This is a genomic window from Bradyrhizobium sp. ISRA442 (assembly GCF_038085055.1).
Taxonomy (GTDB): Bacteria; Pseudomonadota; Alphaproteobacteria; order Rhizobiales; family Xanthobacteraceae; genus Bradyrhizobium.
In genome coordinates, this window is record NZ_JALGCN010000006.1 from 412,393 (window position 1) to 430,980 (window position 18,588).

Here is an 18,588-nt window from a genome sequence, read left to right on the forward strand (position 1 = left end):
CCCGCACGCGGCGCGCGGCTGGGGATCAGGATGCTTACTCGCTGCCATAAAATTTGCTCTGCAATGTCTTGAGTTGCGTCGGATGTAACGCCTCTTCAATGCAGCCGAGAAACATCTGGCTTCTTGCATTGACACGCTCCCTATCGGGAGGGCCATGCTCCATGTCGGTTTGCAACGCGCGCACGGCGATCCAGTCCTTCGACGGATCCTTGAGTAGCTCAAACAGCGTTCGATTCTGATAGGGATGAAGCCGAAAGTGAGCGAAAGCGACCTTGGCTGAGATCTTCGCATCACGCAGTGCGTCGGGAAGCGTGAGCAGATCAAGCCCCGCCAGTTCTCCGATCTCTTGCATTTGATTCCGCGCTTCCTGATATTGCTCGCGTCCCACCAGTTGATACATTCCTCGTGGACGAAACAGCCAACCGTCGCCCGTTCCCACCTGGTTTCCGAACGGGTTGCCCTCGTAACCAAGAACAAAGTTGGCCAACTCCTTGGGATGGTTGAGCAATGCATCCAGGCCGACGGGCGGCTTGTTCGCGGCCGCTAGATCGGCGTTGTTCTTTTCTATCCGATCGCGCCATTTGCGCGGCAGTTGCGAGACCGCGCTGTAAGAGAAGTCTTCGCTGCTGCGTGTAAAGTCGGCGCTGTCGTAGGAGATTGCCCCGAGGATATAGGCCAGGATCCGCGGATCCGTCTCCTCGATGCGGTCCCATTCCTGCAGCAAGGCTTTGACCTGCTCGGCCTGGAAATATGCCAGATAGCTCTTTCGATATGGCGGCACGGGCCGGCGAATGGTCATTGATCGACTGCGCCAGCTGGTGCTCGTACGCAGAAACTTTATCCTGGTATTTCTGATAGCCGCGGTCCTGCAGCCACTTGCTCTCATAGCAGGCAAGTAACGGCTGCGGTTTGATCTTTGGAGCGGGCCTGTATTCTTTGTCTAACTCGTCAGCGTAAGCCGCCTGGGCAAGCTTGGCTTCTTTGAGCGTTTCAAAGGCGGATGCGACGGATCCGTTCAAGAGATGAAACAACTTCACTTGCAAGCAATCCGCGTTACTCTGCTTCTTGCGGGATTGATCGAAGTCATCCTTCGGCACACAATCCCAAAAGCGGCCGCTGCTTAGTGAGATGATATCTTCGGTTTTCTGAGATAGCGTCCAGCCAAGGGGCAGATTGTAAAACGAGCCTGTTATGTCTATTCGACCGAACGTTGGAAAGCGTTGCACGCTGGGCGTTACATCACTCGTTGGCCGACGATCGATATTGTTCGCGTGGTTGAGCGCAACATAGGTCCGAGAGCTTCGCGTGCTCAAGAGCGCGCGCACCGGCTCCATGAGCTCACCGAACATGAAAGAGCCGTGATCTCCGAACTGACCGCTCACCAGCGACAGCAGATAAATCCGGAATTTTGGCGCGTCAGAGGTGCCCTTGATGCTGTTGAGCCGCTCAATCAAATCGAGCGCGGTCTCTATTCCGGAATTCTCGACATATCCGCCGTCCACGAGGCGCGCCTGCGGATTGGCGGTAATCCAATCATTCCGCAAGGAGACCGTCGCTGCGCGTCACCCATGGAAACCGCGCGCTGGTGAAGGCCGCAGCGCTAAGCGGGATCCGCAGCGAGTGACTCTTGACAGTTTGATCGGCTCCGGTGCCGGCACGATCAAGCATCGAGAGAATACAGAGGTCTTTGTCTTTGGCGTGGAGCGGGTCGATATCAAAGGGAGAGATGACAACGCGTTTGCCGCTACCGGCATCTGTCGTGTTCAACAACAGCGCCGGCATATTGTTGGAAGGTGTCCAATGTGACTCAAAATCGACCTTTAGCAGATTGGATTGGTCGCCGGCGCCCTTTTGGTTCTTGAGCATTCTGTCTGCAGCATTCTCCAGCGTGTACTCCAGAAAGCGCGCGCGATCAAAACTTGGGATAGCGAGCGGAGAAAACAGCTGGGTGAAGTCAGTAAATAGAAAACCGGCAACCAGGCGAGAGAAAATCCGTCTCCAAGACGCTTGCAACGCGCTGTTCTACCTGCCCAGGGGCATCGATATCCTCAGCCCGGCCGACGCCGGCCAGAAAGTCGGCGATCTTCGGGCATGTCTTTGCGTCGGGAGCGATCGTATCAAGTGGCGCATTGTCGGCATGAAGCGCAGCTGCGAAGATCGCTGAGCCGACGCTCCCTCCGGAGACGCCGCTTATCGCAAACAAATGCTGCCGAAATGCCGGACAGAGATCCTGCATCCTGGCAAGAAAGCGCGCCGCATTGTTGGCTGCGTAGATGCCTCCGCCCTGGGCAGCCACAATGAATACCGGATATTCTCCGAGCCTCTCGGCCTCGGCCAGGCGCGGTTTTTGCCGAAGCCAATCCCGAAATGCTTCGACTGCAGAAATGCGCATCTCTTCTGATGGGCCGGCTGCTCCGGCCACGCTGCGCAGCCGGTGGTCATCGCCTCCGAACAATGAGGCAACCAGGAACAAGCCGCCAAACACAACCGGTATAAAAGGAAAATTGAACCTGATCGTCAGTAGCGCAAAGTGGGTGGTGAGACCGGCCACGCACATCGCAAAGAGAGCGATTACACCGAACGATCCGACGAATTGTGCAAGCCTGTCCGGAAACAAAACGAACCCGGTCGTCAACAGGGCGATGCCGCCGATCGTGAGCGCGAGAAATCTATAGCGGATGAAATAGGCGATGTTGGCCCGGTTCGCGAGTGCGGCCGAGCGATGTTTTGACCCCATCTGCCAAGCGAATACAACAAACGAGGCGAGCAGGATCAACATGGCAAGCGCAAGGATGAGCAGCATGTTCCGCTCGAAGGCGAGCGCTTGGTCCTGAATGCGGAAGATACTTCCGACTTCCTCGACCTCACCGATCTTTTCAGCCGGCCGCGAGGCGAGTTGACCTGCCGTCGCGGCGATGATCGGCAACGCTCCGAGTACAATGGGTGCAACTTTGATACAAAACGCCATGCGCCCCCTAGCGGGCCGGATATGAGGCAGGGTTGCGGCAGTAAGCTGAAAAGCGCCCGCCCAGATCGTTAGCGCAATCACGCCGACGGCGACAAACTCCTTGAGCGTTACCCACCCAATGTCGTCAGCGGCTATCCGGTAGAGTTCCTGAATCTGATCTGGCAAGTACAGCAAAATTGAAATGACCACCGAAAAGACAGCAATCCACCGGAGGTTGCGAAACAATGTAAAGAGCTGCTCGCGCACAGTCATCGCGTCAATTTCCCCATACTGTTATCGGAGATAGTCCCGAGCGAGCAAATAGGCTTGGATTTTAGAAATTCGTACCAGCCCTCGTCGAGGGCCTGCGTGGTAGATAGCGGGCGGCCCGCAACAAATTGACCGGAGATCTCCTATCGGGCACCGCTCTGAAAATTGAGAACGTAACCTACAGTAGTGGCGCGATTTATCGAACATTCTCTTGAATCGTCAAGAGATTTTCGATGCTGAGGATCAAGTCCCGTGATGTCGGTGTTTTTCGCTCTCGATCCGCCACCTTGCGCACTTTTTCTTCACTCATTCGCTTAGAGCGCAATAAAGCCGCATGACCGCACCTCACTCTCGTGATCGGTCGATCGCAGATAGTCATCACTGGACGCGGGCTTCAACGCTTACGGACACGCGAACAGCGTCAGGCGATCCGCTACTATTGAAGCTTTGCAACCTCACGCCGTCGAGCTCACCGATCTGCAACCTGCTTATCCAGCCGCTGGGGACATGTGATCTCGGCTCGCCTGCGTTCGTGCCGGTGCCATCAGCACACCAGCAGTGCCAGATGTCGGATATGTCTCGGCCACTGCCCGACTGAACGTTCGAGACTCTTCTTGACGTGACGGTCGTAGGCTGCCGATTGTACCGCTGAACAGTGAATTTGACAGGTTGGATTTTCGGTTAGAGTAGTTCGGGCAGCTGACGGGGATCAACGAGGAGCTCGATACTGCGTGGCGCCCTCGGCTGCCGTCTGATGAGGCCCTCCCGTTCCAGCGTTAGCACCATTTGGTGAACAGAGGGCGGGCTGACGCGGAAGTATTCTTGCATGTCGGCTTCGGCCGGCGGCCTGCGGTGCAGGCGCGTATAGAGGTAGACGTAGGCGAGATACTGGCCCTGTTTAGGCGTGAAGGTTTTTGCGGGACTCACGCCTGCCATCCGATTCAGCTGTTCGTCCATGCCTCACGAGGAGGCAGGGATGAATGTACGCTATCGGATCGAATTGAGCCAAACGGAGCGGCAGAACTCACAGCACTTTTGAGTGGCGGCAAGCACGCCGCACGCAAGCTCAAGCGAGCGCAGATTCTCCTGGCCGCCGATGCTGGCGCCAGCGACGATGAGATCGCACGGAGCGTCGGCGTGGGCGGCTCGACCGTCTACCGGACCAAGCGTCGCTTCGTGCTCGGCAACCTGACAGCAGCGCTCAATGAGGAGCCGCGCCCCGGAGCGGACCGCAAGCTGTCCGGCAAAGAGGAGGCCCTGCTGGTCGCGACAGCCTGCTCAAGCCCGCCCAAAGGCCGTGCCCGTTGGACCTTGGTGCTTTTGGCGGGTGAATTGGTCAGGCTTACCGAACACGCCAACATCTCCCGCGAGACGGTGCGCCGGCGGCTGGCCGAAAACGACCTCAAGCCGTGGCGCAAGGACATGTGGTGCATTCCGCAGGTCGACGGCGAGTTCGTTGCCCGCATGGAGGATGGGCTCGACCTCTATGCCGAACAGCCAGATCCGAAGCGCCCGGTGGTCTGCTTCGATGAGAGCCCGATCCAACTCATCGGCGAGGTCCGTCAGCCGATCCCGCCCAAGCCGGGGCAGCTTGAGCGCTACGACCGCGAGTACAGGCGCAACGGCACAGCGAACCTATTCATCTTCCTCGACGTGCATCGGCCCTGGCGCAAGGTCAAGGTCACCGACAGCCGCGCTGCAGTCGACTTCGCAGCCTGCATGCGCGAGCTCGCAGAGGTTCACTTCCCCAAGGCAGAGCGCATCCGGGTCGTACTGGATAATCTCTCCACCCACTCAGCTGGCGCGCTTTATCAGGCCTTCCCGCCCGCCGAAGCGCGCCGCCTCCTGCGCCGGCTGGAGTTCCATTACGTCCCCAAGCACGCCAGCTGGCTGAACATGGTGGAGATTGAGATCGGCGTGCTGCGCAGCCAGTGTCTGGACAGACGCATCGACAATCAGGACCAACTTAGAGCCGAGATCAATGCCTGGGAGCGCCAACGCAACGCCGCACGCGCCCGCATCAAATGGATGTTCACAACCGCGAAAGCCCGCGTCAAAATGGGCCGTGCTTACCCCTTGGCAGATGGTGCCCAAATGCCCTCCGCCAAAGAGTCATAATCATTGTGCAGCGGTACTAGTCGATCCAGCACTCCTGCGGAACGAGATCGCGGCCGTATGAGGTCGGCTGGACCCTGCTGCACGCCTTAATTCCCAAGAGCAGGTCGCAGTCGAACGCAAATCTGGAGGACCGTGCTGCCCTTTCTCTCTCGCACGAGCTCGATGTCGGCCACTCCAAGACAAGATACCAAGTCGGATAGACTTTCGATCCGACGGAGTCCGCAGAAATGCGGTATTTTCTCAAAGATTTTTCCGCGATAATCGATCTTACCCACACCAGACGATTTGGGTTGCTCGGCGAACACGCCCGGCCGCGCTTTTCTGTGGCGGCTATGGCATGAAGCCCCAGCTATGCGCGGCATACGGTTTGCTGATGCTTCTCTCGTGCGTGGCTTCTTGGTTGCTCGCTGGGCTGGATGACCCGCCAGCTTCACGGGGTGCCAGTTCGTTTCCATCGGGACGCGTCCTAGATCATGGGCGCCGCGCATGCGCGGAGCTCTGCCGGGACCAGCTATATCGCCGAGAAATCCAACAGCTGGGGTATCAAGAGCATCGCGAACAAAAGAAAACCAGCGAGTTTCGGAAACGGCCCGTCATGGCGCGCAGTCCCCGACAGCTCAGCCCCTCACCGTGGCGCAGGCTGCTCTCGGCCGTCCTAGGGCTTGAATCCTGGCAAGCCCGCCGGCTCGTCGGGTTGCTGTTCCCCGGGCCCCCGATGGTAGCGTTCGCGCATCGCCTCCGCGATCGCGATATCGAGTACGGCTTCGCTATCGGGCGGCGTCTGCCCGGGATAGAGATCGCAGAACTGTTCCTGTTTACGCTTTAGGCCGGTCATCGTACGCCAACTAGTTTGCCGGACAGCAAATGGCCACTCGGAAGAACCTTTTAGCGCGCCCGCTGGCCCACAATAATCGGGGATGACCGGGGTTGACAAGCCGCCGCTCCTCATTTCCTCGCCACCGGCCCGGCCGACTCCCTGATCCTCGGGCTTCAGAATGGCAACTTCCACAGGAAATAGAGAAGCCCAGCAATGGCTCCCCAGAAAAGTATGCCGCGGACAATGAAAGGGAGCGCCATGTTAATCGCCGTCTCGTCCAAGCCGCTGCGCCATGGTGATTCCATCGATCGCGTCTGCCAGACCTTCTAAGAAAACCCGATACCACGCATCATCGTCGGGAAGCTCCCAGTCACGTAGGCTGCCGACGTAACGGGTCAAAGCAATAACGCCCGCGATCGTGGTCGGCGTTGAACGGATGAGTACATCCGCGTGCTCCGCGAGAACCTGATTCCTTTGGACGCTGATTTCGTCGGCGGCATTAAATTCGGCTTCCTCCTCGAGCCTCGCCGATACCGACAAGGCCGCATCGTAGTACGCCGACAGCTCGCGATGACGCTCGATCACTACGAAGATCAGATCCCGATCGGCTGCAGCAATGGACTGGGTGGAAATTTCATGCGAAGACATGTTGAGCCCGGACAAACAGCGGGCCGATACTAGCAACTCAGCCGCGGTGATAATCGGCGTAGAGTGGCTGTGATCCGCTGTCTTTCTGCTCAATCAGCCGGGGATCAGACGAGGTCCATGCTCCCGATCGGCCGGCAACATGGCCGGTAGTGCCAATTTCCGCCTTGCCTGCAGCAGCTTACTTTGAGCTGCGAATTAAAGAGGCATCCGAGGATAAGATAGATTGCCTTCGGATCAGTCTGCCGCGACACCAGATATGACAGGATATCTAGTCGCAGCTCGGCGTGAGACGAAGCACGAACAACTTTTTACCGTCGACCCGATTTTCTTCGTACCAACAAATCACAGCCAAGCAGAAGTCGAAGGCAAGAACTACTTCGCGAGCCGCGATCAGATCGGCGCGGGCTGCTTCTAACTGCGCCGCATTGCCCGTGAAGCGATATTGCAACTCTTCATTGAAGTCATGAAGCCGAACTGTCGAAATGTAGGGTTCAGCGCAAGGTTACCCTCTGCGCCGGCATGAAGCCCTCTTGCTTTCAGGCAAAAGGAGGCACTCTACGCGCTACCAGCGGCCCCGCCGGATCCGTCACCAAGGGGGCGACATCATCTCGGAACGGGGGGCGACAATTGATCGGTACAGGGGGCGAGATTATTTCGGAATGAAGGGCGACATCATTTCGGATTCAGAGGGCGACTTCCCTCGGAATCACCATGTTGCCCTGAAGACAATCGCCGCCGAGCGGGTGTGCCTGTCGCTCGGATCAAGCCCGGCGTAACCTAACCAAGTTGCGGCGGACCACACAGTCCGACCTAAGCGCTTCGTTCACGGCATCAAAAGCTGCAGATCGGTATCTTGAACACAATCGGCGCAAGTATTGACGCAGCCGGACTACGGGCCAGTACGTTTAGGCTCACCCCAGGCGGGAGCACGAAGCTCACTGTCCGGAACGCTTTCTTGGTGCACGCAAACGGGGGCACCTTCGTGGCTATCCGTCGCAGCAAGGATCGACACCCAGGCATGGGCTATATTCCAAAATGCCGAACACAGCCATGTCGCAGCCAGATGCTTGCCGCACGCAAGGCATGGCAGACCGAGGCGGAGAAGCAGCTCGCCGAGCGCATGCCGCAAGAAATCCAGAAGCAGCTATCGGTTGAGGGGCTGCCCTACACGGCGCCGCCAGATAACGGGGACTGAGGACCAAATGACTGACAAGCGATACACGCGGGTGAATCTAGAAGCCGTCGCGATATGGCATGATGAGCGTGCCGCTGCGGCCCACCACAAGGCATCGCATCACCTCCGGCTTCACGTCCTTGATGGTCACCCTGATCCGGACGGCGGTCGTGTTCAGGCTCATGCTGCCAGTCTCGGATCGAGCGCATGCATCGTGCAGGTCGACGCCCAGGGAAGCAGTTCGTCCAGTCGCGCCGCAGGCCAGCCATTAACGAGCTTCGCGAGGACGTCGGAGAGCCAGTGCTCGGCGCTGACGCTATTGAGCTTACAGGTCTCGATTAACGAAGCTAGTACTGCCCAACTCTCGGCGCCCTCGTCGCAACCGGCAAAAAGGGAGTTCTTGGCGTTGAGCTTGATCGGCCGCATCGCACGCTCGACCGCATTCGTGTCCATCTCGATGCGACCGTCCTCAAGGTAGAGCGTCAGGCCGTCCCAATGACGCAGCGCATAACGCAAAGCCTTCGCCGTGTCGCTCTTCTGCGCAAGATGATCAAGCGTTGCCTCGAACCACTGCTTCAAGGCTGCGGCCAGAGGCCGGGCATGCGCTTGTCGGCCCGCACGACGCTCGGCATCAGACCGGCCGCGGAGGACTTTCTCGACCGCGTAGAGCTGGGCGATGCGCTCAAGGGCCTCGCGGGCAACCGGAACTGGCGCAGGCGCCGCCTCGCGCTCGATCTTCACAAACTGGCGCCTCAGATGCGACCAGCAGAAGGCGAGCGTTCCGGACAAGGCGTCCGCACGTACCCATTTCCCCCTCTTTGCGTAAGCGGTTTAGCTGAAGCGGCTCAAGCTTTGCGGGTTTCTACAGCATGAGAATAGCGATCTTAGACGTTCTCCGCCTGCGCGATCCGTTCGAGAGTTTGTGGGAGCCATGCATGCGGATTGACAACATTCATCTTCATCTGTCTGCAGAAGCGTGGCGATGCCCGCCTAGGTCCGGCCGCCCCGATGGCTGTGCGCACGTGCATTTTGATGCCGGAGGAGTCGTTTAGCATTTTCGTGTAAATCGTCAGACCGTCAGATTTGGTTGCCACTCGCCGCCGGAGAAATGGATGATGGCCAGCGAGCAATTCCGACTATCACCCTTCTTTTTGTTGTTTGCTCCGTTGCCTGCGCTTTGACGCTCTCGGAAACCCGCCTTGCGGAGTTGCACAAAGACTCTCATAGCAAGCCTTCTCACCCTTGTAGTTGGCCAGCGCCTCGACCAACAGCGACGTTTCGTGCTGTTTCAGGTCGTCGGGGATAGGCTCAGGACCGCCTAGCGAGTTCAACGCCACCTCGACCAATTCGATTGCGCGATCCTTGTTGCCGCTCTCGTAATAATACTGCGCGACCGCCCCATAGGACAGGTACTTGAAGCCACCGTCCCGTTGCGGAGGATTCAGCGCAAGAATGTGTTCGGACAACTCTTTGCCCATCGCAAGGCGCTCGGCAGACGGGAAGTGGGAGTTGTCATTCGCCGGATTGAAGAGTTGGCGCAGCGCCTCTTCCATCCACAGCTCATCGTTTTTGTCGATCGCGTCGCGAGCGAATTGCCTCATAACCGGCAAGCCGGTCTGCATGTTGCGCAGTTTGTGAAGCAACAGATCCGCATGGAGCGCGCGGAAGTTGAGGTCGTCCGGCATCACCGCGACGGCCTCTTCGACCGCCGAAACCGCCTTTGCCCAATCCTCCGCCTTCATCGCCGGTGAAAGCTTGGCGAGAATCGGCTCAGTCAACGCCCGCTCGCGCGTGATTTCGCGCATTTCGCGTCGTCCGCTGTCGATCCGCTCTGTATCGGCGGCTTTAGCTTCATCGCTGGTCCGCCAGCTGCCGTTAAGAAGTTTCGGCAAGACGTCGTCGAGCTGCATCGGAGGACCGATAAAGGCGATGTGGCCGTCACGGTCAACGGCGAACGAGGTGGGAATCCCGACAGAAAAGCTGGAATCCATCCAAAGCTTGCTCATTTCGCCTGTGGAGTCGAACCCGATCCGATAGTTCAGGTTCGAGAACTTGTCGGTCAACCACGCGTCCAGCGTTGTTCGGGCCTCGTCCGCCGTTGCAGCTTGTTCGTAAGCTGCGACGCCGAGCACCTCAAGTCCGCTGTCTTTGTATTTCTCTTGCAGCTGTACTAGATGAGGCATCACTGCCGCACATAGTCCGCACCAAGTTGCCCAAAATTCGACGATGTACACCTTCCCGGGCTGGAAGCTCGTGAGGGGCTCGCCTCGCAGCCAGTTCTCCATCTTGATCGGGGGAGCTGGGGACTCCATGCGCAGTATCATGTTGCTCTCCAGTTGCGCGACTTTGTGCGCCAGCCTGTCTCTCTCAGAAACGGAGAACACGGGTTCAAGAGAAGGAGAGCATCACTCGTTTTGCGCATCTGGTGTTTCTGCATCCCAATAGCAACAGGCGTGCCATCTCGGTAAGCACGCATCAAGCGCCTGACTACGCTTTGAAAAATCCAAGGCGCCCCAAACGCAGCCGGTGTTTTGAACCTGACAGACTTTGTCCGGTGTCAGAAGTTGGACACGAAATCCTTGTGGGTGAGCGCTTGGTCTCATGCTAGCCGATCCGGCAAGACCTCGTGTCTAGGACTGCCGCCGCCCTAACGCATCATGTAGCACTGGCAGATAGGATCGATTTCGCAAGGGAGGCGCGCTCCCGCTCCAGGGTGACCAGCACAAGCATTGGAATAGGTCTTCCCACCGCCTTCGGCGAGACGATTGAGACGTCGGCTTCGATGATGCCCTCTGAGTGGAGCCTCTTCAGTCGTCGTTGACAGGGCGGTAGCAAAAAGCCCGGCCATTTCGCCGAGCACCTCGGAAGTTATCTTCGCCGATGATGCGCTCTAGCAGGGCGTCGAATAGGAGGCGCATCTTGTCGCGTACTTGCTGCGATCGCCTGGCGCGTTCCGTGGTCGGTTTCAGGGAGCTGGCCTTCCGGGAGGGAGAACGCGAACAAAAAAGCATCACACCTCTCGACAGGCTCGCTTGCTCGTCGCAGCATTTGAGCATGAAAGAAATCCCCGATCTCGAACTATGCCGCGCTTATCTTGAGTGCAAGCAACTGAGGGCAACGCCGTAGGAACTGCTGCGCGCCACGACGGGACGCTCGCTGCGCACCTGCATTGATGCCTGCTACCGCGCTCGTAGGCACGGCTACCTCGATTACTACAAGACGCTGGTACGTGCCTGGCGACCGGGGCATTTCAGTCTCGCCGGCGCGCGGCCGAAGATGGCCTTACTGTTCGACGGAAAGCGGTGGGGCGTACCGAGCGGCCGCCGGGGCACATCCTCCAGGGGCCGATGCCTCACCTGCGAGGCACGACCGAGAAAGAGTACGCGTGCCTGCGTCTCGCGAACCACCTCGGGATCACGGCGGCCGAAGCTAAGGTCGGGAAGTTTGGCGAAGAGGTCGCGATCGTCGTCACCTGGTACGACCGCGAGATCGAAGGATGGCGTCGTCAGACGATTCCACCAGGAAGAGATGCGCCAGGCCCTCGGCGTGCATCCGCCGTCAAGTACCAGAGCGAGGGCGGCCCCTCGGTTGCGTGCCGTTCCCGCGATCCAAACCGGACGACGAAGCATTCGAGACGATCGTTCGTGACGTCGCGACCTTGCGCGATCAGCTTGGGACCGGACATTTTGGCAATGTCAAAGTCCCGACTGCCAGTGATCTGAATGTGCATCCGGGTCTTGTAGGGGCATCGGCAAACGCGTTTCGCGATGCACTCAAAGCATCGATTGAGAAGCATCTCTCGCCGCAGCGCCTCAACACCATGGCCGTGATGGGCATCGCACCGCCCGAACCCTGGATTTTCATCTCGATGTTAACGGTCCCGCAAGCTGGCCTAATCCCAGTCCACGGCCCGGCGCGTGATGGCATGCATGGCACAGATGTTCAGCGCTATCGGCGGAAAGCACGTGGTCCCGGAACCGGGCACGAACAATCAAAATCCGATCACTTGTTGACACGCGGCGGTTCACCGGAAAGCATGCCGCCTCATGGTCCATCTGCATGCGCTGACGCACGAGCCGCCTGCGGGATCCCAACTCGCCGGTCAGCTCGCAGCCGATCTGAACGTCGGCCAACTGACCGATTTCGGACAACTGCGCGCACACTTTGTGGCCGCTCCTGCCCCTTGTCGCGGCTCACGGTCCAGCTTGCTCGGCCCGCGATCCGCGCCCCCTCATCGGCAGCATATCGTCCAGCGCCTGATCGATATCATTGCAGATGACCGTTTTGCCGCCATCGCGCGCGATGGACGATTGCGCGATGCGCCGCATGAACTCCTTGATGAAGGCGGCGCTGAGGCCCTCGCTCTGTCGCACGGCTTCATTGACAACAGCCTCCGTGAATGGAAGGCCTTTGCCATAGAGCCGCACCAGCTTGTCGCGGCCATGAGCATCAGGTAAAGGCACCTCGATGACCTGGTCGATCCGGCCAGGCCGCGCCGCGATCGCGCCCTCGAGCTCTTCCAATCGGTTGGTGGTAAGTAAGAACAGGATGTCGGCATCCTCCTTCAGCCCATCCATCTCATTGAGCAGCCTGTTGAGCAGCAATTCTTCGCGCGCGTCTCGCATCTCATTGCGGTCGCGCGCGATCAGATCGACGTCCTCGATCACCACCAATACCGGCTGCAACAGCCGCGCGAGGTTCATATATTCACCGAGCGCACCGACCTCCCCGGCTGCCATTATTAGAGTGGTCTGATCAGCCAGGTTAGTTGCGAGGTATCGGATCGTGTGGGTCTTGCCGGTGCCGGGCGGGCCATAAAGCAAGATGCCCTTGCGTGTCGATTGGCCCAGCCGGCGCAGCGCATCGCGCATTCCGACAAAGCTCAATACATTTCCATCGAGCAGTTTGAGCACCTTTTCGGGCAGGATCACGTCCGCGCGGTCTACCCGGGGCCAACGATGCACCGTAACGCCGCGCGAACGGCCGCTGTAATTCGAATCGCTCTCGAGGGACAGGATCTTGCCACGGTACGATCCGGCGGATCGTACCGCTCTCTCCAGTTCAACGAAGCAGTGCTGCGCGAAAGACTCGCCGGCCCCGCCGGCGGGCACCGCGACCTCAATGTGCATCATCTCCTCTGGGTCGGTCCCGCATTGTTGCACTGGCTCGCGGTAATAGTACAGCACGACAGCGTAACGAAACTCGTTCGCCTCGGATAGCCACAGCCCATTGTGCAGGCATTTGACTGGCGTAGCCTCGCCGATGTCGATCTCGTGGTATTGTGGCGACGCCAGCAAGACGGCATCGTCTCCGGCGCGCCGGAGCTCCGCGAATGACAGCTTCTCCAAAACCCATCGCTGATGCAGGCCAAAGAAGCGGACCGGCGAAGCGAACAGCTTGTCGATTGCGATCTGGATGTCCGCGCGCATGTGGCCGGGAAATTGCCGCACCATAGTCACGAGGCTGTTCGGCGGGATATCAGCGAAATGCCAGGCAACCGCGTCACGGGCCAATTCGAACTGGATTTCGGACGGATCTGGCGCCTCGGTTTCGCCAGCAGGCTCGGAGGTGATTTGCAACGTATGTCCTTCAGCTCGGATTCGTTCCTGCGCCGCATCGAAGAGCGCCTTTGCAACTGACGGTGGGAAGGGGCCGCACGCGGCCTTGTCCTGCCGTTCGATCAACATGGAAAGGGCGTAGGCATCGCGCTGATGTCTGCCGAACACCTCCCGGAATAGATCCACCACGAAACCGCGCGGCGTCTTACCGCCATCTTGAAAAACCAGCTGTACAGACTCGGGCACAGTGCAAACTTGATGACCCATCTAAGGCTCCTAGTATGAGTGAAACGGTTTGTCGTTGGCCTTACTTCGCCTGATGCGCTTCATTCGACGCACGGTTGTTAGAGGAACTTGCGCTTTGCCGTCCAGGCGCCATTCAGCCGCATGGACTGCCGGAGAACTCATTGGCGGCTCACGGTGCGCCCCATCAAGGCCGGCGTCGATTGGGCCGAATGGCGCAATCGACTGCGATAGCCGAGTAAGGACGCGCAGGACCCGCCGGACCACACGCACAATCGCGTAGTGGACCCGGGCGACGGCATGTTTGGGCTTTGTCAGTATCCTCACAATTGTGCTCTCTCCTACAGTCCCTGAAAAGACGCGCCGGTGCTGGTGTAATTGGCGAATGATGTCACTGCTTGTCATCAAGCCTCTCTCGTTTCCGGATCTTTCAGCAAATTGCATGCCGGTCGCGAAAACGACTCTCAAACTGTTCTTTGCAGGAGACTCGGTACCTGCCCAGGAGCATGAACTTCGCTTCTTGAAGCTCGCGAGTTGCCAGATTAGCGAGCGGAAATTCACGCGCATCGCGGTTCTGCCGACGGCAATAGCCACACTCCGGCCGGACTTCTCGCAACCGACATCCTTCCTGTTGGATAAGCGCTAGCGATAGGTCCCTCCGCGACAGGATACGGCCGAACTGGCGCTAACAACCGCGCCGCCGATCACCACGATGTCCGCTGACTTGGGCTGCGCCTCATCACTGCTGATGTCGGTGGACAATAGGGGGCATGGGGCCTCGGCAATCAAGAAGAGCTAGCTGTATCGGCGATGCGGTGCCGCGTAATGCACCGACAGCTGCGGCATTTTGGTAGTTTGTGCCGAACATCGCCGGCATTCGGGAGTGCGCTGAAGAGGCACGGCCATCCTCGAGGCGTTCGCGCGGCAATGCGAGAGTGCATGCGCCGGTGGGACGAGAGTCGTCAAGCGACATCCGGATTTAAGGCCGCATTGCGCACTAAAGATGTTACCGGACAACTTCCCCGTCGTGTCTGGGGCGGAGCTGCCGAATCAGTTCGGTGGCGGCTATGGCAGGAAAGATCAGGACGCGCGCAAAGCGCGAGATCACATCAGCGCTGGCGGAGCGTTATCGGGCGAGCGGGCAGCTCGAGAAGGAACGGATTTTGGACCAGCTGTGCGCCGTTACGGGACGGCATCGTCAGCACGCGATCCGAGCACTGTCGGGTTCGGCGGTGCCGCGGCGACGGGGCCGGAGCTACGGAGCTTTCATTCACGTTGCACTAATTGTGCTATTGCCTCTGACCGGCTCTGCAGTAAGCGGCTCGTCGCGATGATCCCGTTCTTGCTTCCGGGTCTCGATCTTCTGTTTAACTCATCCCACACCTCGTCTCGCCTTAAGGCGTCCTTCTTGTTGTGGAAGAAGTGAAGTGTCGGGCGATCAACGTCCGCCTCTCGCCATATTAAGCGTGTCAGGATCGACTGCTGTGAACTTCGCTGAGGGATTCCAAACAACGTCCTTGATCCCCGGCTCTCGCGGTCGCAAGGCGCGGTTACGACGCGCCGCGTCGTCTCGGATATATCCCAGTCAATGCAGTGGGCGCGCCGCAGCACGTCAATGAAGAAGTAGACCTTTGCGGGATACATCCTCTCGGGCGCCATCACCTTAAGTGGAAAGAACGCGACGCTCCGCGGTGTCAAGTGCTCCAGCGCCGCACGCCGCAATCCGAGCAAAGAAAAAGCAGCTGGTTGGCCTGCAGATGTCGGGAAACGCGAAGGCGTCATCAACTGTTAGGTACCCAGCCATGGGATCCTGTTGAAGTGCAACGCCCTCAATATGCTTATCTATGAGTTGGTGCGAAGGACTTGGTACATCCCCCACTCATGTTCCGTTACATCCAACAGGTAAACCATCCCGCTCTCTGCTGTTGAGCTTCTACGCGGCGTCTTCCGATCTGCCCGCGAACTGAAGGTGCCCATGACCTACCGTCGTCCGCGCTTCACACGAACGCTGACCAGGCCAAAATCGTCCCGCCGTAGAACGCGGACATCACGTGTGAGATTCGATCGAGCTAATTAGTTGTTGGCGATCGCGTCCTCGCATCCAGCACCGGCTCAGCAGCTCGATCGAAGCCGCGTTCCAGTTAGGTGGTGTCTGCCAAAGAATGTTGCGAACGAAGAAATCCACGAGCTTTAGTTTGCAGTAATTGCCTGGCACTCCGTGGTTTCCGTTCGGCACCACAAGCATGTCGAAGAATTTTCCTGCGTCGATAAGACGGTCGGCAAGTTGGAAGGTGGACGACGGATCGACGTTTTCATCCAGTTCGCCGACAATCAGCAACAGCTTACCTTGTAATCGGTGCGCGTTGTCGACGGCTGAGGATTGTGAATATTCGATGCCAACCGGCCAGCCCATCCACTGCTCATTCCACCAGATCTTGTCCATTCGGTTGTCATAGCAACCACAATTAGCGACACCAACCTTGTAGAACTCAGAATGGAAGAGGAGTGCGCTCACCGCATTCTGACCACCGGCGGACGCACCAAAAATGCCAAGGTTTGAAATATCGTACCACGGATAGTTTGCGCTTGCCGCCTTGTGCCACAGGATTCGATCGGGAAGGCCACCGTCCTTCAGATTTTTCCAGGCGACGTCGTGGAACGCTCGCGAGCGGTTGTTCGTCCCCATCCCATCGATCTGTACAACGACGAATCCAAGTTGCGCGAGCGGCTCGGCCGAGGCTGAGAATGACTTCGGAACGAAAGAACCGTGAGGGCCAGCATATATTCTCTCTACGACCGGATATCGCTTGGTTTGATCGAAATTAGTGGGAAGGTGAATGACACCCCAAATATCAGTCTCGCCATCTCTCCCCTTCGCATGAAAGCTGAGCGGCGGCGTCCAGCCAGCAGCCACGAGCTCCGAAATGTCGGCGCTTTCGACCTGCATGAGCTCCGAATTGTCACTGGTTCGGTATAAGACCAAGCTCGGCGGAAGGTCGATTCGTGAACACAGGTCTACATAGTAGCGGCCATCTGGCGAGAACTCGATGTGATGATTTGCCGCTCCAGGCGTGAGCGCAGTCAGGCCCGTCCCGTCAAAGTCGATTCGGTACCCATGGATGAAGTAAGGATCTTCGCTTGCGTTCATTCCGCTCGCGCCAAACCAGATCTGGCGCCTCACCGGATCAACAAAATAGACCGTGCGGACCACCCAATTGCCTCTGGTGATCTGATTTTTAAGCTCGCCGGTTCGGCCATCGAAAAGGTAGAGATGCTCGTGTCCGTCGCGCTCAGACGCCCAGATGATCTCCTTCCCGTCTGCGACGTTATACTGAAAGATTTTGCCAGTGCACTCCTGGTCCATGTTCAGCGGCTGATAGTCGACGAAGGTCTTGCTGCACTCATCGATCAGCGAGCGGACTTCTCCGATGGCTGCCACCACTTCTAGAAGGCGATAGAGCTGATGACCTCGTTGATTATACTTAAAAGTGAAGCCTCGACTGTCCTCCCACCACTCGATCGGCGAAAGTTCGTACGGATTTCGGAATAGATTGTTGTCGAGTTGGATCTCGCGTCGGCTGCCGATCTCAAAGAGCACCGGATGTGATACTGTCAACAGGTCGCCAGGTTTAGGATACGTCATCGTCCGGCGCCTCGGATGAAGCTGGTCGGTCGGCGACGATTCGACGAAATGAATCTTACGCTCGTATCCGGGGCGGAACCGGTATCCCGCAAGATAGCGCGAGTTCGGAGACCAACTCAGTGTCGACAACCCATAGTAGTTGCTTTCGGATCCGTCCCAGGTCAAGGGCATGTCCTGCGGGCCATCCTTGCTGCACAGGAATAGATTGTGCCTATTGATATAGGCCAGCCATTTACCATCAGGAGACGCGCTTTTTTCCTTCGGATCATTTTCTACCGGAGGGCTTCCATAGGGGTTCTCCTCATCGACTTTGGAGGAAGCGCTCTGGCTTAGACAAGTGTAGCTCACAAGATCGCAGCTCCACCTGGTGCTATCGATCTCGAAGCTGATCTCGCGACCATCGCTAGCCAGGTCGAAGCGACAGAATGGCAGATTGTCAGCGTCGTAATGCCTCTGCGTTGCTCGGGTGAGGGCGGCAGCCACCTTATCATGATCAAAGGCCAGCTGTTTTGCGCCCTTGACAGCGTTCACGAGGATGAATTGGCGCCGGCCCCTTACCCTTCGGCAATAAGCAAAGGCCTCACCATCTGACATCCAGAACGGCACGTCCGCGACATTGACCGTGAGCTGAGCATAGTAGCCGTTAATCGAGAGGGCTCGTTCGTAATCCGCTACCTGCAGGATCTCGTGTCCCAGTGTGTCTTTCCGGCGGTTCACGGCTTCCTCCTCCTCTGAGCTAACGGAGCGATCGTTAAGGTGCCCCGTATACGAAAGGCGCAATAAGGCTCGCTGAGGGTGCGGCTAAGTCGTGGGCCGAAAGATCTCCAGTGCGCTTTCGGTTCAATCCCCCTTGAGCTCCGTCCCAAGTCCTCCCTGCAGAAATGATGCCATCGAAGCTGCAGGCGCTATTACATTGTTTCTGATCCCCTTGGCGGTTAGAGCACAAGAGTAACGCGAACACGAATGTGTAAAATCAAACACAGAATCGAGTTCGGCAGTATCGGCAGGTCGAGCGAACAAGGTTAGGCAGCGGTCATCTCCCGCAGCCGTGACTCTCGAGAAATATCACCCTGCTTCGGACGCGAGTGCGAGGGCATACAAGCACACGCGACCTTGCACAGTTGCGCCAACAGCACGCGGTTTCAAGTGGCATGTAAGGGTGCCAGATCC

At 58.2% G+C, this 18,588-nt stretch carries 13 protein-coding genes and 3 pseudogenes; 2 read left to right on the top strand and 14 right to left on the bottom strand.

Annotation, left to right across the window (positions count from 1 at the left end; all coding sequences use genetic code 11):
- Positions 1-34 precede the first annotated feature (34 nt).
- The 4 genes from MTR72_RS16370 to MTR72_RS16385 form a co-directional block, all read right to left on the bottom strand.
- Complete coding sequence (locus MTR72_RS16370; protein ID WP_341510617.1) at positions 35-799, bottom strand: hypothetical protein; 765 nt, start codon at positions 797-799, stop codon at positions 35-37.
- Between the two features lie 734 nt (positions 800-1,533).
- Complete coding sequence (locus tag MTR72_RS16375) at positions 1,534-2,013, bottom strand: hypothetical protein (protein ID WP_341510618.1); 480 nt, start codon at positions 2,011-2,013, stop codon at positions 1,534-1,536.
- Entirely contained in the window at positions 1,955-3,220 is a 1,266-nt protein-coding gene (locus MTR72_RS16380; protein WP_341510619.1) for a hypothetical protein, read from the bottom strand. Before MTR72_RS16380 ends, MTR72_RS16375 begins: the two co-directional genes overlap by 59 nt.
- 678 nt (positions 3,221-3,898) lie before the next feature.
- Positions 3,899-4,174, bottom strand: a complete 276-nt coding sequence (locus MTR72_RS16385) for a LexA family protein (protein ID WP_341510620.1) — start codon at positions 4,172-4,174, stop codon at positions 3,899-3,901.
- Positions 4,175-4,193: 19 nt separating this feature from the next.
- Between MTR72_RS16385 and MTR72_RS16390 the strand changes: the two are divergent.
- A pseudogene (locus MTR72_RS16390) lies at positions 4,194-5,335 on the top strand (IS630 family transposase).
- A gap of 655 nt (positions 5,336-5,990) precedes the next feature.
- Here the strand turns inward: MTR72_RS16390 and MTR72_RS16395 are convergent.
- From MTR72_RS16395 to MTR72_RS16405, 3 genes are all read right to left on the bottom strand, one after another.
- The gene (locus tag MTR72_RS16395) at positions 5,991-6,170 is read right to left on the bottom strand and encodes a hypothetical protein (protein WP_341510622.1); all 180 of its coding nucleotides are present in this window, start codon (positions 6,168-6,170) and stop codon (positions 5,991-5,993) included.
- A 243-nt stretch (positions 6,171-6,413) separates the two neighbouring features.
- Positions 6,414-6,800: a hypothetical protein gene (locus MTR72_RS16400; protein ID WP_341510623.1), complete on the bottom strand. Its 387-nt coding sequence runs from the start codon at positions 6,798-6,800 to the stop codon at positions 6,414-6,416.
- A gap of 268 nt (positions 6,801-7,068) precedes the next feature.
- Positions 7,069-7,248: a hypothetical protein gene (locus tag MTR72_RS16405; RefSeq protein ID WP_341510624.1), complete on the bottom strand. Its 180-nt coding sequence runs from the start codon at positions 7,246-7,248 to the stop codon at positions 7,069-7,071.
- A 534-nt stretch (positions 7,249-7,782) separates the two neighbouring features.
- On the opposite strand from MTR72_RS16405, the gene MTR72_RS16410 reads away from it, so the two are divergent.
- On the top strand, positions 7,783-7,995 hold the full coding sequence (locus tag MTR72_RS16410; RefSeq protein WP_341510625.1) for a hypothetical protein: 213 nt from the start codon (positions 7,783-7,785) through the stop codon (positions 7,993-7,995).
- A 37-nt stretch (positions 7,996-8,032) separates the two neighbouring features.
- Here MTR72_RS16410 and MTR72_RS16415 read toward each other — a convergent pair whose 3' ends face one another.
- The 7 genes and pseudogenes from MTR72_RS16415 to MTR72_RS16440 all read right to left on the bottom strand — a co-directional run bounded on the left by MTR72_RS16415 (position 8,033) and on the right by MTR72_RS16440 (position 18,135).
- Complete coding sequence (locus tag MTR72_RS16415; RefSeq protein ID WP_341510626.1) at positions 8,033-8,158, bottom strand: hypothetical protein; 126 nt, start codon at positions 8,156-8,158, stop codon at positions 8,033-8,035.
- Positions 8,155-8,778, bottom strand: a pseudogene (gene tnpC, locus MTR72_RS16420) (IS66 family transposase); the annotation flags it as partial. The gene MTR72_RS16415 and the pseudogene tnpC, both read right to left, overlap by 4 nt.
- Before the next feature lie 335 nt (positions 8,779-9,113).
- On the bottom strand, positions 9,114-10,298 hold the full coding sequence (locus tag MTR72_RS16425; RefSeq protein WP_341510627.1) for a TlpA disulfide reductase family protein: 1,185 nt from the start codon (positions 10,296-10,298) through the stop codon (positions 9,114-9,116).
- 364 nt (positions 10,299-10,662) lie between these two features.
- A pseudogene (locus MTR72_RS16430) lies at positions 10,663-10,846 on the bottom strand (ArsR family transcriptional regulator); the annotation flags it as partial.
- A 1,321-nt stretch (positions 10,847-12,167) separates the two neighbouring features.
- Positions 12,168-13,799 (bottom strand): ATP-dependent Clp protease adaptor ClpS, encoded by a 1,632-nt coding sequence (locus tag MTR72_RS16435; RefSeq protein ID WP_341510628.1) that lies wholly within the window; start codon positions 13,797-13,799, stop codon positions 12,168-12,170.
- Between the two features lie 1,242 nt (positions 13,800-15,041).
- Positions 15,042-15,557: an imm11 family protein gene (locus MTR72_RS40465; protein WP_445819600.1), complete on the bottom strand. Its 516-nt coding sequence runs from the start codon at positions 15,555-15,557 to the stop codon at positions 15,042-15,044.
- 265 nt (positions 15,558-15,822) lie between these two features.
- Complete coding sequence (locus MTR72_RS16440; RefSeq protein WP_341510629.1) at positions 15,823-18,135, bottom strand: S9 family peptidase; 2,313 nt, start codon at positions 18,133-18,135, stop codon at positions 15,823-15,825.
- Positions 18,136-18,588: the final 453 nt, after the last annotated feature.

What these genes read in the sequence shown, in the direction of transcription:
- MTR72_RS16370 (WP_341510617.1), bottom strand. Translation starts at nt 799, where the DNA reads ATGACCATTCGCCGGCCCGTGCCGCCATATCGAAAGAGCTATCTGGCA.
- MTR72_RS16380 (WP_341510619.1), bottom strand. Translation starts at nt 3,220, where the DNA reads ATGACTGTGCGCGAGCAGCTCTTTACATTGTTTCGCAACCTCCGGTGG.
- MTR72_RS16385 (WP_341510620.1), bottom strand. Translation starts at nt 4,174, where the DNA reads ATGGACGAACAGCTGAATCGGATGGCAGGCGTGAGTCCCGCAAAAACC.
- MTR72_RS16395 (WP_341510622.1), bottom strand. Translation starts at nt 6,170, where the DNA reads ATGACCGGCCTAAAGCGTAAACAGGAACAGTTCTGCGATCTCTATCCC.
- MTR72_RS16400 (WP_341510623.1), bottom strand. Translation starts at nt 6,800, where the DNA reads ATGTCTTCGCATGAAATTTCCACCCAGTCCATTGCTGCAGCCGATCGG.
- MTR72_RS16415 (WP_341510626.1), bottom strand. Translation starts at nt 8,158, where the DNA reads ATGAGCCTGAACACGACCGCCGTCCGGATCAGGGTGACCATCAAGGAC.
- MTR72_RS16425 (WP_341510627.1), bottom strand. Translation starts at nt 10,298, where the DNA reads ATGATACTGCGCATGGAGTCCCCAGCTCCCCCGATCAAGATGGAGAAC.
- MTR72_RS16435 (WP_341510628.1), bottom strand. Translation starts at nt 13,799, where the DNA reads ATGGGTCATCAAGTTTGCACTGTGCCCGAGTCTGTACAGCTGGTTTTT.
- MTR72_RS40465 (WP_445819600.1), bottom strand. Translation starts at nt 15,557, where the DNA reads ATGACGCCTTCGCGTTTCCCGACATCTGCAGGCCAACCAGCTGCTTTT.